Genomic DNA, 17,378 nt, shown 5'->3' on the forward strand with positions numbered 1-17,378 from the left:
CAAACAATCCGAAACTGGTTTGGAGAAATAATTAGTTATTTCGAGCGAAGGACAACGAATGGGGTGGTCGAGGGAATCAACAATAAACTTAAACTAATAAAACGGAGAGGCTATGGCTTGAGAAACTTTCGTAATTTTTGGGTTAGAAGTATGTTATCTTGGCATCTTGTCTGTTGATTTAGCATAAAGGGTAACGAAGAGCCAAATTAATCCGTGAGTGGTTGGGGAGTGGGGACGAAGGTTTAACGCTTTGCTTTGTTGGTTATCTTAGTCATAAATAAAGTATCAAATAGCCCCAACGGGATTCTCCATTTTTTTAGATAAAGATAGTGAGTTGAGCAAATTATTGTTAAGTAGTCGTGCAAAATTAATTTCCTAGTCGAGACAGGAGACAGGAGACAGGAGACAGGAGACGGGAGACGGGAGACGGGAGACGGGATAAAGCTAAGTACCTAGGCAAAATTATTTACACATGACGATCATTGCCCCGTAAGGGTTTTAGCTCGATCGGGCAGGTAATTAATTTTGCATGACTACTTATTAGGGATCGGATTTGCGTTTTCAGTTCTCTGTTTGCTCACCACCGCAGAAGTCTGACGGAGTAGTGGCTTAGATGTGTAATTAATTGTGCTTAGATACTTATTAACAAATATTTTACACACTTCATACAAGATAAGCACCATGGCTCACCACCACTACCCAATCATTACCTAGTTGCTTTTTTGCTTGATCGATTTTTATAACTCCCCTAATGGCTTCAATTATTATTTACTCAGACTGAGACTCAGGGAGTAACTTAGGTTGAAATAATTGGGAAGGAACAAAACGAAAACCGCTTTGATCTTCTTGACGAATTAATAATCCTTGTTCTTCCATCGATTTAAGTTGGGGCAAGAGAGCAACAAAGGTTATAGCGTCAAGTTTAGCCAAAGTTTGATCAGAAATATTCTCACTAATGCCACCGGCTTGATGAGCAACGTATAATAAATGACGAAACTGAGGACTTAAATAATCAGTAAAGTCTTTTTGAAGGATTTGCCAAATTGAATAAAAAGCAGTTTCATCAATAATTTCATATCCTTCTGAAGCAGCTTGCCGTAATACTTTTTCACAGATAGTATTCAGTTCTCGAGGAATTCCTTGAGCGTAACCCGTAATTAAATTGATGACTTCCTCTGTGAAAGGATAGGGATCATTTCGCTGTTCGTTTCTGGCACTATTAAGATAATTAATAGCAATGTGACGTAAATCATCTTGACTCATGGGTTCAAGGGGAATATCTTCAGAAAAGATACCAAGGGCTTTTAAGGTTGCTTCTTGAAACTCGGTAAAGCCTCTTCCTGTCATGATAAATCCCCGATGTTTTCCCATCCGAAATAAATCTAAACTACTTTCTAAAATTGTCTGGACAACAATGGGGTCTTTTTTGTCAAAATCATCAATAGCAATAACAATACGAGAATAAATTTCTTCGGCTTTATTTAATAAACGAATGAGTAAAGGATAGGGATCAGCATTGGCAGTGGGAGTCAGTTGATTAGCAGGGGATTCTTCCTTTTTGCCAAAGGATAAAAAGCCTAATTTAACTTGTCCTTCAGTAGTGGTTTTATTGCGTTGGATAGAATAACCTAAAAGCGTATTAGCAATGTCTTCTGATTCTTGATCACTATCCGCTAAACTATCGGCTACAGCTAATAATAAAGCACGATAAAATTCCGTGGAACTTTCCCCAGGAATACTGCTAATATAAAGCAATAACATTTTTTCATTTAATTGGTTAACTTCCTGTTGTAACTGGTTAATTAAATTAAAAATTAAGGCGGTTTTACCAATACCCCAAGCTCCCCTAACTAAGATATTACGTCCTTCATAGAGGGTCGGAATAACGACATCTAAAACTTGATCGCGTCCATAAAAAATCTTTGCTAATTTTTCGGGATCATCGGGGGGAGTTGGTCGAAAAGGATTTTCTATAAGTCCCCATTTTTTGAGAGTTGATTGATAACGGCTGAGTCTTGTCATTTTAAGCAGATTGTAGAATTTTTAGTAGATAATTAATTTCCTCTAGTCGTTCTGAATTATTGTTTTCTTGATAATATGTTTGTGCCTCTTTTAAATGACTACAAGCTTGGGAAATCCTGCCAATTTGTATTTCTAGATTGCCCAGTGCAGTTGTCACAGAAGCCACATTATCTTGATCACCCAAACGGCGGAATAGACGTAAAGAATCTTTAAAATAAAGTCTTGCCTGTTCGAGCCTACCAGTGCGATGATAGAGACGGGCAAGTTCCAATAAAATTGGAGCCAAACTACTAATATCCTTTTGTTTTTGATAAAGTTGCTGACAATTTTCTAAGTGTTCAATAGCTTCTGTATAATATCCGCCCTCAAATAAAGCTTTTCCTAATTGATAGGAATAGTTAAAATATAAGGTTTTGTCTTCGGTTTTTTCAATAATTTCTCCAGCTTGTTTATAAGAGTTAATTGCTTGTTGAATGTCTGCCACTTTACCAAGAAGTTTAAATCGTTCTCTGAGAGTATTGGCTAAATTATATTGTGTCTCTGCCCAATCTCTTGGAAAGGCTTGACGGGTATAAATTTGTAAGGCTTCTTGATAACAGACAATTGCATTTTCGATATTCTCGGCTTTATTGCCTCTAATTCGTTCACTATAAGCATTGCCTAAATTATTTTGAGTAGTTGCCCAGTCAAGAGGAAAGACATCAAAAGTACGAATTTTTAAGGCTTCTTGATAACAGAAAATTGCGGTTTCTATATTCTCTACTATGTCTCCTTTGATTCTGTTTATGTAAGCAGACCCCAGATTATTTTGTGTTACTGCCCAATCTTGAGGAAAAGCATCACGGGTACAGACTTCTAAAGACAGGTTATAAGCAACAATAGCTAACTCTAAATTTTCTGCCCTTTCCCCTTTGATGCGATGTCTATAAGCATTTCCCAGATTATTTTGTGTCCTTGCCCATTCATAAGGAAAAGCATCACGGGTATAGACTTCTAAAGACAGGTTATAAGCAACAATAGCTAACTCTAAATTTTCTGCCCTTTCCCCTCTGATGCGTTGACTATAAGCAGCACCCAGATTATTTTGTGTCCTTGCCCATTCATAAGGAAAAGCATCACGGGTATAGACTTCTAAAGACAGGTTATAAGCAACAATAGCTAACTCTAAATTTTCTGCCCTTTCCTCTCTGATGCGCTGACTATAAGCAGTACCCAGATTATTTTGTATCATTGCCCATGTTTGAGGAAAAGCATCACGGGTATATACTTCTAAAGACTTGTTTAATGCTGCTATAGCTAACTCTAGATTATCTGCTCTTTCCCCTCTGATGCGATTACTATAAGCAGTCCCTAGATTATTTTGTACGCTTGCCCATTCATAAGGAAAAGCATCAGCATCACGGGTATAGACTTCTAAAGACAGGTTATAAGCAACAATAGCTAACTCTAAATTTTCTGCCCTTTCCCCTCTGATGCGCTTATTATAAGCATTACCCAGATTATTTTGTACGCTTGCCCATTCATAACGAAAAGCATCACGGGTTCTTACTTCTAAAACCGTTTGATAGCCTGTAATAGCGATTTCTAGATTATTAGCCCGACTTCCCAAGGGAAAATTTTGAATATCAACACATAAATTCTGAATCACCCCGACAATACCCGCCACTTCTTCTGGTTTCCCTTGAGAAAACCTATATCTAGCCCATTGTTGCAACAGTTGGGCAAAGATATCATCTAACAGATGTTGACGGCGTTGTAGGATAGGATAAACCACCGTAGGATCGCTATTACTCTCCCATTCTGCTTGTAAGACTTCTGATAAAAACTTCTGATATTCCTCTATACTTCCCGCTTGAGGGTTGAGAAACTGCCCCAATTGTTGCACCATATCGCGTAACCAAGATGATGTGATGGACGATGATTTTTTCGACAGACCGACCCTATGAATATACTAATTAAAAAAAGGTGGGTTAAGTCCCACCTTGATAACTGATTAGGATTTTTGGCTGAAATAGGCCTCTAGCGCCTCATTGATGATTTGATTCATCGGCCGTTTTTCCGTTTCCGAAGCTTCCTTGAGACGGACAAACATATCATCGGGGACGCTTACACGGTTTTGATTTTTACGCACGCGTTTGGGTTTTGATTCAGTAGTAGTAGTTTCGGTCATTTTAGGTGTGTAGGTGGCTGAAAATGCTTGTAAAGCAGGGAAATTGACTCGGTGACAGAATTCTCCGAAGGTTTCGTTATTTTGTTGATCCTGTTGGAAGTAAACGAAAATCGGTTCTAAGACCTTTTCTAGATCATCGATCGCCATTTTATCCAAATAGGGGCGCGCTAGTCGAGTTTGATCGGCTGTTCCCCCTAACCAGAGTTGGTAGGAATTGGGAGCGCTACCCACAAATCCTAATTCTGCCATATAGGGACGCGCGCAGCCATTAGGACATCCTGTCATGCGGATGACAAATTGCTCTTTGCTTAATCCTAAGCGATTAAGCAGGGCGCGAATGCGTTCAATCACGCTGGGTAAGATTCTTTCTGACTCAGTAATCGCTAATCCACAGGTAGGCCAAGCGGGACAGGCCATGGAATAACGGGTTAAAGGGTCAATTTCGGCGGGATTGGTGACAATTCCGTGTTCTTTCAGGATCGCCTCGATCGCTTGTTGATCCTGGGGTTCGATTTCGTAGAGAATGATATTATGGTTAGCCGTCAAGCGCATGGGCAGCTGAAAACGCTCGATAATCACTTTTAAGGCGGTTTTTAGCTGAAAACTGCCTTCATTTTTGACCCGGCCATTCTCCACAGAAAGACCAAAAAATAATTTTCCGTCTCCCTGTTCATTCCATCCCAAAAAGTCTTGATATTTCCAATCGGGGAGGGGTTGGTAGGGGGCAATTTTTTGACCGAAATAACCCTCAACAGTGCTGCGGAATTTTTCTACTCCCCATTCTTCGAGGATATATTTCATTCTGGCATGACGACGATCGCCGCGATCTCCGTAATCTCTTTGGGTTGCCACGATCGCTTTTACCAGATCGTACACATCTTCTTTGTCCACATAACCGATCGCATCGGCCATTCTGGGGAAAGTTTCTTCCTTATTGTGGGTTCTTCCCAGTCCACCCCCCGCAAGGACGTTAAAACCCTGTAATTGACCGTTTGCGTCGGTAATCACCACTAAACCGATGTCATTGGTGTAGATATCGATGGAGTTGTCTCCCGGCACGGTGACACCGATCTTGAACTTACGGGGCATATAATGTTGACCGTAGATCGGTTCGATCAGATCGTTTTTGTTAATGCCATTTGTATCTTTTTGTCTCGATGCCTTGACTTCTGGCGCTTCTTCTGCACTGATCACTTTTTCGCCATCGAGCCAAATTTCGTAGTAAGCTCCAGTTTGGGGAGTGAGCAAATCGGCGATATTATTGGCATATTCCCAAGCATAGCCGTATTCGGGGCGATTTTTGTAGGGGGCTGGCGGTGCGGTGACATTGCGGTTAACATCACCACAGGCCGCTAAAGTGGATCCCATACTGCGGATAATTTCCCCGAGGGTAGCTTTGAGATTTTTCTTTAAAATGCCGTGTAATTGGAAGCCTTGGCGAGTTGTCACGCGTAAAGTGCCGTTACCGTAGCGATCGGACAAACTATCGAGGGTAAGATATAGTTGCGCGGGAATAAACCCCCCCGGACTGCGGGTACGCAACATCATTTGATAGTCTTTTTCTTGACCTTTGGCTCTATTGTCGCGATTATCCTGTTGATAGGAACCGTGAAATTTGAGGATCTGCACCGCCGCATCGGTAAAATGGGTTGTATCTTCGAGGAGTTCACTGGCCAAAGGTTCTCGTAGATAATTACTGCGTTCTTTGATACCTTCGACTTTAGAAACCTTGGCGGTAGGAGAAATAGGAGTTGTAACCATCGTCTAACAGCACGATAACCTGTGGATAGGTCTTAGGAATAGGAATTTAGACAAGCTCGATCGATCCTAAGAAGTTTTACTAAGATGATCTCTAGAGTTCGTTCCAGACTCTGAGGTTAACAGTAGCGATCGAGACCTTAATTCTATCTTAGCTTCTTACCGTCCCCCGCGAACGCCATCTACCGATCGAATTTTTATGACCAATTCTCCCAACATTAAAACGGTTATTAGTCAAGAACCCTACATTATTCTTAACAATCAGGGAGAAATTCTCCCTTCTATTAATCTGAGTCGTCCTAATTATAAATTGGGTCGGGATGGTCAACAGGTGGATTTAGTTGTTCCCCAACACTGGACGGTGGTGAGTCGAGTACAAGCTTGTTTTCGTCGTCAGGGAGATGATTACTATATCTACGATGGAGACGGGACTAATCCTAGTTCCAATCAACTTTTTATCAACAATCGCGTGATTACTCCCAAAGATGGCTATCTTTTACAAAATGGGGATGAGATTAATATCGGTCAAGATGTCAAAAATTCGGTCAAGATTACCTATTATCATCCTAATCAACAGGTAAAAAGCCCACCTTTAGCTTTTAAATCGGTTTCCCTAAGCAATCGCAGTGTAGTTTTAGGACGAGATCATGCTGCCACTGTGGTTTTAGACGCTCCGACAATTTCCCGACAACACGCGATTATCGACAGCGATAACCAAAATCGTTATATTCTCCACGACAAAAGCACCAATGGAGTCTTTATCGACGGACAAAAAGTATCGGGTAGTGCCATTTTAACCAACGGTTGTACGGTGAGAATCGGCCCCTATAGTTTTCGGTTGCAGGGAGATGAATTGGTTTTATTAGATACGGGGGATAATATCCGTCTGGATGCCGAAAATATCGTCAGGATGGTGCGGGATAAAAAGAAACGACCTTTGATAATTCTCAATCATATCTCCCTACCGATCGAACCGAGTCAATTAGTGGCGATTGTCGGGGGAAGTGGTGCGGGAAAATCGACTTTATTAAAGACTTTATTAGGAATTGAACCCACCACCTCGGGAACTGTTTATCTGAATGGGGAAGAGCTGCGCCAGAATTTTAATATCTATCGCACCCAAATCGGTTATGTTCCCCAATACGATATCGTCCACAGGGATTTAACCGTGGGAGAAGTGTTATATTACGCTTCTAAATTAAGGCTACCTCCGGATCTTAATTGCCAAGAAGTGATCGAGAAAACCCTGCAGCAGGTGGAATTATTAGAAAGAAGAAATACTTTAGTCAGAGACTTAAGCGGTGGTCAGTTAAAAAGGGTGAGTATTGCGGTAGAATTATTAGCCAATCCCAAATTATTCTTTTTAGATGAACCCACCTCGGGATTAGACCCCGGTTTAGATAAAAAGATGATGGAATTGCTGGCAAAATTGGCCAAAGAAGGCAGAACAATTCTCCTAGTTACCCATGCTACTAATAATATCAATCTCTGCGATCGATTAGTTTTTCTTGGTCAAGGGGGCAATTTATGTTATTTTGGTTCTCCGGGGGAGGCCTTAAATTTTTTCTCTTTACCTCAGGGGGATTTTGCCGATATTTATATTCATCTGGAAACTAGCGAAAAAGTTGAGCAAGAATGCCAACGTTTCCAAAAATCCGACTACTACAAAAATAATATTGAAGCAAGAATCGGTAAAATATTTCAGCAAAATCATAGTAAACCGCAACAGGTTCAACAATCTTTTTGGCAACAACTACAGGTCTTATGTCAACGGTATAGCAAGTTAATTATCCGTGATCAATTTAGTTTAATTTTATACCTATTAACCGCCCCGATCGGAATTTTTTTAATGGCCATGGTTTTAGGGGACAAAGATCCTTTATTTTTGGGAGATAATGCTGGGACTGAAGATGCTATCGAATCGGCAACTTTAGCCTTAAAAACTCTCTTTGTTTTTACCTGCGCGGAATTGTGGGTAGGTTTTGCCTGTTCCCTACAGGAAATTGTCAAAGAATCAGCCATTTATCAGCGAGAAAGATTAGTTAATCTGGGATTATTACCCTATTTATTCTCGAAAATTCTGGTTTTAGCAGCCTTAGCTTTTCTGCAAACAATTGTAATTACCTGCGTGATATTTTGGGGATTTACTGACCCGCAACCAGAATTAATGACCTGGTTAATTGGCTGTTTTATTACCACATTTTTAACTATATTTGCGGCAATTAATCTCGGTTTATTAATTTCTGCTGGCGTTAGTAATATCACTCAAGCAAATAGCGCATTACCTTTAATTTTAATTCCTCAGATTATCTTTGCTGGGGTATTATTTAACTTAGAAGGTCTGGGAAAATATCTATCATGGTTGATGATTAGTCGCTGGTCGATTGGTGCCTACGGGGTATTAGTAGAGGTGGAAGCTATGATTGCAGAAGCGAAAGAAAAAAATGACTTTAATATCCCTTTACCCTTTGAGGATACCAATCAAGTTTATCAATTATCTATCAATAATTTGTTATTGAATTGGGGAGTTTTAATTCTTCATTCCCTTATTTATTTTCTCCTTACCTCTTGGTTGCAAAAAAGAAAAGATATTTTGTGATCTGAATGATATAGCGGTTCTCACACTTGGGTGTGACAGTTAAACCTTTGCTGATTAGGCTTTTCAACATCGATAATGTACCTCTTGCGAACAGGAAACGCTATAAATTATGAATGATAAATTATGAATGAAAACTGAAAACTGATCACTGATCACTGATAACTGATCACTGATAACTGACTCCTAACCCTACTTAATTTAACTTCAGATTAAGAGCGATGGGACATTCCACTTTCGTTCCCCCTAAACCACAGTAACCGCCGGGATTTTTCGCTAAATACTGCTGATGATAAACTTCAGCATAATAAAATTCAGGTGCGTCGATAATTTCCGTGGTAATTTGACCATGGCCGGCTTTATTGAGGGCTTCTTGGTAGATCGATCGAGATTTTTCCGCTAATTCCTTTTGCTGGGGACTATAGGTATAGATACCCGATCGATACTGAGTCCCCGTATCATTACCCTGACGCATTCCTTGGGTGGGATTATGACTTTCCCAGAAAACCTTTAACAGTTGTTCGTAGGAAATCACACTGGGATCATAGACCACTAAGACCACTTCATTATGCCCAGTCATGCCGGTACACACTTCCTGATAGGTGGGATTAGGGGTGATACCAGCCGCATAACCTACGGCCGTGGTGTAAACTCCTTCTAATTGCCAAAATTTGCGCTCTGCTCCCCAAAAACAGCCTAAACCAAACATTGCGGTTTCCATACCGCCGGGGAAGGGGGGCTGCAAAGGATGACCGTTAACGTAGTGGGTGCTAGGTACGGGCATTTTTTCCGATCGCCCGGGTAGGGCCTCCCTTACGGTGGGCAAAGTTAATTTTTTTCCGAATCCGAATAACACCATAATAAGAATTTGTCCAGAAAGTTTTACTTTACTTTACATTATCGCTTAATTTTGGCGATTTCAGTGATCAGTGATCAGAACTAAGGCTGCAGCCCAATTTTTGTCAATCTACTGATACCGTTTTTCTCAAGTAATGGCAGAGATGGTTAATTACCCTCACCCCCTACCCCCCCGACATCGGGGGGACAAGGGGGGGGGTGGGAGAGGCGAGTAGGATGCCTGCCACGAATCAAGAAAAATGCTATCAGCCAATTACTTTGAGAGTTAAGCAGTAAGCGTTGGGGTGGTTGGGTGTCGCTTTTTCAATTGAATTAATACGTTTTCTCCTAAGTATTGTTTCGCTCAAACCAACCTACGAGGCTGCTCCGTAATTAGATTTAATTGGGCTAACCTACTTCCCAATTATGCTAACATCAAAGATAAGTATAAAACAGCCGAACGATTAAAGCGGGACTATTAGCTCTATATGGTGTTTAACTGTGGGACAATGTCGGAAGTTTATGTCATTCGAGATGCGGTTACGCTAGGACGGCAACCTGTTACAAGCATTGAACATTATCAGCTTGGACTAGAGGCAATTCTACGGCAGGATGAACGGGAATGAAGATCAGCAAAATTCAGATTAAAAATTTTAAGTCTTTTCAAAATGTTACCGTAGATCTAGATCCTGATTTTAATGTCTTTACTGGGGTTAATAATTCAGGAAAAACCAATTTGCTAGAGGCGATCGCTCTTTGGCATGAGTGTTTTAATAAGCTAATTCGGCAAGCGGGCAAAGGATATAAAGAGTTGTACAAAAAAGGTGATTATATTCTCGGTCATACAACAGAAAAATATTTTCCTTACGAAACTATTAAAACGGTTAGAACTTCAAATATTGACGATATCTTTTATCAACGTGATACAACTGCTCCTATTGAATTGTCTATTAATTTAAATAAAGAAAATATAAATTTAGAAATTGGTTTTTCTATCAAGACCTCTGGTTTAAATTATGTTATCGAGCTTTTGAATTATAACCAATATAACTTTAGAGGATTCAATGAGTTTTTTGAAAATTTTCCCAACCCTATTAGTGCATCTTTTGCTTCTCCTGTAGCTACCATCAGAACTGAGGAGAGATTTGTGACTCGTCCACAAATTATTGAATCTATTCAAAAAAGAGAGTCTGTTGAAGTTGTTCGTAATCGTTTATACAATCTTTATTATGATACCAATCGAAATGAAAATCTTTACAATAAATTTATTCGAGATTTATCATATATTCTCTTTAACGGCGATAAAAAAATTGAGTTTTTCCCTAAAAGTGATATCCAAAAAGATATAAAATCAGTGATTGATTATAAAATCGAGTCAAGAGACATTGAGAAAGATATTTCTCTATTGGGAAGTGGAACGTTACAAATTATTGTTATTTTATTGAATCTTTACGCACCAGAAAAAACTAGAGACCTAAACTTAATTTTATTTGATGAGCCTGATAGTCATATTCATCGGGATATTCAAAAACGTTTAATCGATACGGTTCTTAGATTTTCGACAAATACTCAAATCTTTTTAACAACTCATAATGAGACTCTAATTCGTCAGGTTCCTCTGTATCAGCTTTTTCATATTGAAAACAGACCCAACTATCACTATACTTCTGTGGTTAAAGATGAACATAGTTTAGATGTTGGCTCTCGTTTTAAAGGAATTTATCCCTCTAGTCTGAATCCGATTATTAGTTCTTTGGGTAATAGTAATGGTTTAGACTTTATCAATGCTATTGAGGCAGATCATATTTTATTTGTGGAAGGTCAGGATGATGCAAAAGCAATTTATACATTGTTACAAAAAATGACTTTAGGGGTAAATACCAAAAAATATGTCTTTTGGGTGATAGGTGGAGTCTCTCAAATTTTTAAGGATTTACCTAGTTATAAGACAGTTTTTCAGCAAATTAAGAATCAAGAAACGCTTTGGAGTAAGGCTTTTCTCGTCTTTGATCGTGATTTTATTGAGGATGATCACCGTGATAAGCTTATTGAAGCACTGGGTAGTCATTTTAAAATTCCAACTTATATCACTCCGTCTTATACTTTTGAGTCAATTTTATTAATGGATTTGATCAAGTTATCTCATCTACTAAAAAAATGGCTAGAAGCCAAAAAAGATGATATTAATGTTGATCGATCTGCTTTGGTACAATCCCTAGAGAATCATTATTTAACAATTATGCAACAAAAGCTAGAGAGTCTTGATGATAACTATATTGATGAGACTTGCCATCGGTATGCCAACGTCAGGGAACAACTAAGTAAAAGGGATTTTTTGAATAACCAAAATCCTATTAGAGAAAAGGATATTAGTCTAAATACTCTATTTAGGAGGTATTTAAAAACCATCAATGACAATCGTGAATTTTATAAAATGGCTAATAAAAATGATGTTCAAGCAATTATCAATCAAGTGACCAAACCTTATAATATAGAGTTCAATATTGAGCAAGATTTTATTTCATTACTCAATCTTGTTGATCGCTCGACTTGGTTTAATGAGTGGGATTTTTTAACCAAATTGTAAAATTTTAACCCTGATGACCTACCCTAAACGCCTGATCGAAGTTGACCTACCCATTAAGGGAATTTCTGCCCATGCGCGGCGGTAAAAATCGATTCGTCATGGGCATATTTCTACACTTCATAGCGCAGCTTGACGGTGGGAGTATGTCAATGAATTTGCCAAGCAAACTGATCACTGTTCACTGAAAAAAGCTGCGCCGCTGCCGGTTCAAATTAACCGAAGTGAGGCATAAGAGTCAAAACTCCCAAGTCTAAATCTTTACTATTGATCGATTTTGCCTCGTAGAGGGCTAACATATCGTTTAATTGGGGATTACCGCAGGAGGAACCAGTTACACCCATAGCAATAATCAAACCACAATAACCCTCGGTATTTTTGATGCGTTTTTGCCAATTGCGGCGCGCGGTACGGTGGTCGGGATCATCTTGCTCGAATTCCCCAAATAGATAAAGATCACCGTTAGCCATTTTCAGAATCCCCAGATCATAACGGGTATCTTCGAGGGGATCTTCGCCGGGGTTAAAACCAATAGCCTCCAAACCGCCAGCTTGTTCGATTTTTTCGATCAGTTCCTTGGCTTTCGGTCGGGAGGTCTGGATCATGACCACGGGGAAACCCTCCCCTTTTGTGGGTACGGATTGGGGTTGATAATGGATTTTCGGACGACTGCGAATTTTATCTAATAATTGCCAGGGAACCATTCCCAGACTCAGATGTGCATTATCGGGGACTAGATTTTCCTTGAGTACGGATTCTTCCTCATCATCCTCATCATCCTCATCGTCGTCCTCCTCCTCTAAGAGTTGCATAAATTCCGCACATAGATCGGGCATCGTGGCCACCGTCACGGCCACGGTTTCCCCTTTTGCTTGTTCGGGATCGAGGGGAATGCGAAAACGACGCTGTAATTCTCCGATCGGTTCTTCGGATAAAGCGGATTGATTGCCTTTAAAAAAGCGCAACAGAGCCATTAAAGCTAAATATACCGTGATTGCTTCTTCTTCATCCAAATAGGGGCGAATACCTTCGTAGGGATGCACGCTGCCGAAAACTGGATGGATCTGGGAAGGGGGAGCCGAGGCCAGATCGTAGTCATCCTCATCATCGTCCTCATCATCATCGGCCAATTCGTAGCTTAAAAACCAGCAATCTTGGGAAAGAAAGGCTTTTTCTAATCTTTCCATCGATTTTTCTTCTAAAGCGGACTGGCGGAATTGTTTGAGGGATGCTAGGGAACGATAGAGAATGACTCCGTATTCCCGACCGAGCATTCCCATGACACAGGCGTAAAGATGCGGGAAATCGGGGCGATCGAGCTTAATTTCCAAAATATCGTAATCAGCTAAACAGGACCAGGGTTCAGCTTTCCAAATTTCGTGAGCGGTTTTCACTAAAACGGACTGCCAAGCGGGAGGAATTGCTGGGGGGCGGTTATTTTGGAATTCGTCGAATCCACGAAAGAGATCATCGATCAGGGGCAAATTGGGGACATAATCGATGGTGATATCGAGATCTTGCAGTACCCCGCGCAGAAAAAACTGTGTTTCTCGATCGCGGACGATAATTTTTTTCGGTCTAGCTGGCCGGGCGGGACTTTGCGGCGTTTCGATGGCACGGATTAAGGTTCTCACCATGGCCTCGGGCCCGGTTTCGGGGGAAACTACTTCCATAGAGCGTACACAGCCCTCGCTACCATCCACCCAGATCACGCACTCGCCACCGCTTTCTTGATTTGGTTCTAGGGTAGCCCGGGGCATTCTCTCGGATAAGGATAAAGCACGACGATCTCCTTCCCAAACACTGGGAATTTGTGGGATTTTTTTGAGGCGGCTTTGGGTGGTCCGGGGCAGAAGATTCATCGGGAAATTTAGGGGTAGCTGTGTTAGAATTTTAACCTTTTCTTTTCAAGGATTCCATAGAATCATTCTATCGATTTAGTCGATAACTTGATAAATAAACCGGAAACCTGACCAAGTTCCCAGATCAAAGGCGTATTCATCAATGACACTGCCAGAATTATCCATTTTTAGACCTAAATCTAATTTTAGATCGCTCCAGAAAGCTCTGGCTATTTCTAGGGGGTTAGTCAGGGTGAGCAGTTGGGTTGCTTCTCCCTTGAGGCTTTGAGTGGCATTGAGAAGGGTCAAGGTGTTCGGGAAAGGATGGCGACTGAGGATCAGTATATTCTCTCTGATGCCCTTGGGTTGACTAATTTTCCAATGCCCTTGGCCGGAATTGGGGATGGTGGCCTTGGTTTTGGCCGCCACGACAAAGGGGGCTAATGGGCTAGAATTGGTGAAATTATCGGGGTTTTCTGGACGGGAACAGTATAAAAGCGGTTGGCAATCGCTGTTGAGGACAAGGATCATTGCGTAGAGGGGTTGTTCTTCTTGATTTTCGATTTGATAGCGAATTTCTGTCCCGACGGGCAGAATTAAGTCATTTTTAGCGGTATTAATCCCCTTGCTACCCGCAATTTTTTGGGTTTGTACCGTCGAGATATAGGTTTGATCGAGGCTTTCCAGGGTGACAATGACGGCTAAACCGGAGGATTCTTGATTGATCAACAAGTGCCACAATTTGCAGGCCAGCAGGGTTTCTAGTTGGGATTGCAGTCGTTTGATCCCCGATTTAATGGCTTCGTTGGCCGCCCCTAAACTACCGATAATTAGGGAGCCATTGGCAGATAATAACTGATAATTGCCAGTTTCTTCGCCACCAACTCGACTTAAGAGACAATCTACCGTTTGTTCACCAATGTTAACCACGGCGGCCACATCGGGCAAACCGGCAAAGGTACTGGTGGCATCTACCCGTTCAATTCGGGTTAAGTTACTATCCAAACCGACGATTAAGCCGATTTGACTGGGAAAAACCCGCAATTTTTCCTGTAGAATCTGTCCTATTTCTAGGGAAGCAGCCGGGGATAATAATTGCGCTTTGGCTTTTAAACCCTGACGGGAGAGAATTTGTAGGCTGATTTCCTCCCCAGTCGCCCCAATAAAGCTCAAACAGGAGTTAATTCCGTAATTTTCTAGGATTTCTAAGGGCAGGCCGACCAGATTGACTTCTAGGGTGCGTTCATCAATAAGATTTGTAACAATTGCTGCGCCCCCCCTTGACGTTTCTGACGTTGTATGATAAGGCGGCGCAGAATTATTTTTTTGATTACTGGTTAGGATTGCCGGCTGCTGTTGTTCACTGCTGTGACTAGCGACAAGATTACGGAGATGGGGAAAAGCGATCGCAATTGTCGGACTGGGGCAAGCTTGCCAGAGATACTGCGTGAGATCATAGGTGAATAAGCCAGCATTGGGGCTATTACCGCTCAATTCCAGGGCGATTTGCTCTGGTTTAGCGGCAGCGAGAATAACGCCGTTACTAGGCTTATTTTTGAGGTTAAAACGGGTTTTAATATCGGCAGCGAAAGTTAATTCGGCAGGGTTAAGCTCCCCAAGGCTTTCGGGATAGGAACGAACGCGGAGATTACCGAGATAGGGCTGAGGTTGGGGGAGATGACTACTATCAAAAATCAAGCTAAACTTATCCGTAGCTAGACAGCGAGCCATCAGCAGGATATTTTCCTTAAGTAAAGCATTTTCTGCCCCATGAGCAGTAATAAAAACCTCTTTTCCGGCCCCAACACTGCCATAACCACTAAAGTGAAAAATGACCACATCCCCTGCCCTGGCTTGGGCGATCAGGTGTTCTAAAAAAGCCGCTTCGATCGCTTCTCGACTGGCTTTTTTTCCCGTTAAAGTCACTATATCAGCATCCTGAAAGCCAAAACGATAACGGAGAAGGTCTTTTTGTAACTCCACATCGGTGAGACAACCGGGCAGCGGCGGAATATTCGCCCCATACTGGTCAATACCGACTAAAAGAGCCAATTTTCGAGGATTAGGAGCGGCGAGAGCGGCCAAATGACGGTTAAGGGTTCCTTGACTAATCGCCAAAGTCAGCAACCCCCAACCTGTCTGCTGGATCAATTCTCGCCTAGTTATGTTCATGATCCTCGCATAGCCCGGATTAATTCGGCAGCCACTTCCGGACGGGAAAATTCTGGAGGTGGTAATTCTCCTTTACGCAGCAGTTCCCGGACTTTTGTTCCCGAAAGGTGTATTCTTTCTTCCGGTAAACTGGGGCTAGTTTTGGTGGTTGCCATTCCCGAAGTGCGGGTGCAGTAGAAAGCGTGTTCAAACTTCATCGGCACGATTCCCAATTCCCCCGGCTCGAACTCATCAAAGATATACTGGGCATCGTAGGTTCCGTAGTAGTCGCCGACTCCGGCATGGTCACGACCGACGATAAAATGGGTACAACCGTAGTTTTTACGGATAATAGCGTGGAAAATTGCTTCCCGGGGGCCGGCATAACGCATAGCTGAGGGGTTGATAGCTAGAATAACGCGATCTTGGGGGAAGTATTTATCCATCATGATCTCATAGCAACGCATCCGCACATCGGCCGGCACATCATCGCTTTTGGTAGCGCCGACAAGAGGATGCAAGAATAAACCATCTACCACTTCTAGGGCGCATTTTTGAATGTATTCGTGGGCCCGGTGGATGGGATTACGGGTTTGGAAACCGACAATTGTTTTCCAAGCTTTTTCGTGGAACATCTTGCGCGATTGCAGAGGATCGATCTGATATTTGGGAAACTGAGGATGAGGATCACGCTGAAGTAACCAAATTGGACCCGCGAGGTTAATTTCTCCCTGTTCGTAGAGGACTTTTACCCCGGGGTGTTTCTGGTCGTCGGTACGATAGACGTTAACTGCTTCGTGGGCCTTATTATAACGGTATTTTTGGGTTAGTTCCAGGACTCCGACAAAGTTGCCTTCGCTGTCATCTAAACGAATCCAGTTGCCTTCTTTGAGGGGATCCGCCACTTCTTCCCTAACGGAAAGAGTCACGGGAATTGCCCAGGGTAAACCATTGATTAGACGCATATCATCGACGACTTTTTCGTAGTCGTCCTGTTCCATAAAGCCTTTAAGGGGACTGAAACCACCAATAGCAATCATAACTAAATCCGAGAGCGATCGTTCATCTAGGGAAACTCGCGGTAGTTTTTCAGCTAGGGCCAGAAATTCAGCTTTTTCGGCAGCGGTAGCAATACGATTAATTAATTGCCCACCGTGGGGCGCGATTCCTTCGGTCAGTACAGTCATCGAAAAATTGGGTCTGAAACCCCGCCCTTTAGCGATAACGGAGGGCGGCTTTATATAAGTTAGCGAGAAACAATTAAACCGTTAGAACGACGGATTAACTGAATCTTGCTAACAGCTATCTGTCCCAATCGTTTCCAACTGGTATCGCTTACAGATAGCTGTTTTTCGGTATCTCCACTAACATAACCAATTCCTTTGGGAGAAGAAACTAAATCTCCTTTACGGAACCCAT

10 protein-coding genes and 1 pseudogene are annotated in these 17,378 nt (G+C 41.8%); 3 read left to right on the forward strand and 8 right to left on the reverse strand.

Features of this window, described 5'->3' with window-relative positions:
* Positions 1-177 (forward strand): transposase (locus EWV66_RS07875; RefSeq protein ID WP_287108012.1); only part of this gene is annotated, 177 nt, incomplete at its 5' end.
* Between the two features lie 591 nt (positions 178-768).
* Here EWV66_RS07875 and EWV66_RS07880 read toward each other — a convergent pair.
* From EWV66_RS07880 to sir, 3 genes are all read right to left on the reverse strand, one after another.
* Positions 769-2,022 (reverse strand): P-loop NTPase fold protein, encoded by a 1,254-nt coding sequence (locus EWV66_RS07880; RefSeq protein ID WP_287108009.1) that lies wholly within the window; start codon positions 2,020-2,022, stop codon positions 769-771.
* A gap of 1 nt (position 2,023) precedes the next feature.
* On the reverse strand, positions 2,024-3,910 hold the full coding sequence (locus EWV66_RS07885) for a tetratricopeptide repeat protein (protein ID WP_287108007.1): 1,887 nt from the start codon (positions 3,908-3,910) through the stop codon (positions 2,024-2,026).
* A 105-nt stretch (positions 3,911-4,015) separates the two neighbouring features.
* Positions 4,016-5,953 (reverse strand): sulfite reductase, ferredoxin dependent, encoded by a 1,938-nt coding sequence (sir, locus tag EWV66_RS07890; protein ID WP_287108006.1) that lies wholly within the window; start codon positions 5,951-5,953, stop codon positions 4,016-4,018.
* 196 nt (positions 5,954-6,149) lie between these two features.
* Between sir and EWV66_RS07895 the strand changes: the two genes are divergently transcribed.
* Entirely contained in the window at positions 6,150-8,549 is a 2,400-nt protein-coding gene (locus EWV66_RS07895) for an ATP-binding cassette domain-containing protein (RefSeq protein WP_287108004.1), read from the forward strand.
* 193 nt (positions 8,550-8,742) lie between these two features.
* Here the strand turns inward: EWV66_RS07895 and msrA are convergent, their stop codons facing one another.
* Positions 8,743-9,405, reverse strand: a complete 663-nt coding sequence (gene msrA / locus EWV66_RS07900; protein WP_287108002.1) for a peptide-methionine (S)-S-oxide reductase MsrA — start codon at positions 9,403-9,405, stop codon at positions 8,743-8,745.
* A gap of 600 nt (positions 9,406-10,005) precedes the next feature.
* On the opposite strand from msrA, the gene EWV66_RS07905 reads away from it, so the two are divergent.
* Positions 10,006-11,970, forward strand: coding sequence for an ATP-dependent nuclease (locus EWV66_RS07905; protein WP_052276696.1), 1,965 nt, complete (start codon positions 10,006-10,008; stop codon positions 11,968-11,970).
* Between the two features lie 212 nt (positions 11,971-12,182).
* Here EWV66_RS07905 and EWV66_RS07910 read toward each other — a convergent pair whose 3' ends face one another.
* The 4 genes and pseudogenes from EWV66_RS07910 to EWV66_RS24380 form a co-directional block, all read right to left on the reverse strand.
* Positions 12,183-13,829, reverse strand: a complete 1,647-nt coding sequence (locus EWV66_RS07910) for a DUF6930 domain-containing protein (protein ID WP_052276697.1) — start codon at positions 13,827-13,829, stop codon at positions 12,183-12,185.
* 75 nt (positions 13,830-13,904) lie between these two features.
* The gene (locus EWV66_RS07915; protein WP_287107999.1) at positions 13,905-15,980 is read right to left on the reverse strand and encodes a caspase family protein; all 2,076 of its coding nucleotides are present in this window, start codon (positions 15,978-15,980) and stop codon (positions 13,905-13,907) included.
* Complete coding sequence (sat, locus tag EWV66_RS07920) at positions 15,977-17,146, reverse strand: sulfate adenylyltransferase (RefSeq protein WP_185237337.1); 1,170 nt, start codon at positions 17,144-17,146, stop codon at positions 15,977-15,979. The genes EWV66_RS07915 and sat overlap by 4 nt, the downstream gene beginning before the upstream one ends.
* A 59-nt stretch (positions 17,147-17,205) precedes the next feature.
* Positions 17,206-17,378 (reverse strand): annotated as a pseudogene (locus EWV66_RS24380) (RRXRR domain-containing protein); the annotation flags it as partial.

Origin of the sequence: Microcystis sp. M_OC_Ca_00000000_C217Col (assembly GCF_007095585.1) — a bacterium.
Classification (GTDB): Bacteria; Cyanobacteriota; Cyanobacteriia; order Cyanobacteriales; family Microcystaceae; genus Microcystis; species Microcystis panniformis.

What these genes read in the sequence shown, in the direction of transcription:
- EWV66_RS07880 (WP_287108009.1), bottom strand. Translation starts at nt 2,022, where the DNA reads ATGACAAGACTCAGCCGTTATCAATCAACTCTCAAAAAATGGGGACTT.
- EWV66_RS07885 (WP_287108007.1), bottom strand. Translation starts at nt 3,910, where the DNA reads ATGGTGCAACAATTGGGGCAGTTTCTCAACCCTCAAGCGGGAAGTATA.
- sir (WP_287108006.1), bottom strand. Translation starts at nt 5,953, where the DNA reads ATGGTTACAACTCCTATTTCTCCTACCGCCAAGGTTTCTAAAGTCGAA.
- EWV66_RS07895 (WP_287108004.1), top strand. Translation starts at nt 6,150, where the DNA reads ATGACCAATTCTCCCAACATTAAAACGGTTATTAGTCAAGAACCCTAC.
- msrA (WP_287108002.1), bottom strand. Translation starts at nt 9,405, where the DNA reads ATGGTGTTATTCGGATTCGGAAAAAAATTAACTTTGCCCACCGTAAGG.
- EWV66_RS07905 (WP_052276696.1), top strand. Translation starts at nt 10,006, where the DNA reads ATGAAGATCAGCAAAATTCAGATTAAAAATTTTAAGTCTTTTCAAAAT.
- EWV66_RS07910 (WP_052276697.1), bottom strand. Translation starts at nt 13,829, where the DNA reads ATGAATCTTCTGCCCCGGACCACCCAAAGCCGCCTCAAAAAAATCCCA.
- EWV66_RS07915 (WP_287107999.1), bottom strand. Translation starts at nt 15,980, where the DNA reads ATGAACATAACTAGGCGAGAATTGATCCAGCAGACAGGTTGGGGGTTG.
- sat (WP_185237337.1), bottom strand. Translation starts at nt 17,146, where the DNA reads ATGACTGTACTGACCGAAGGAATCGCGCCCCACGGTGGGCAATTAATT.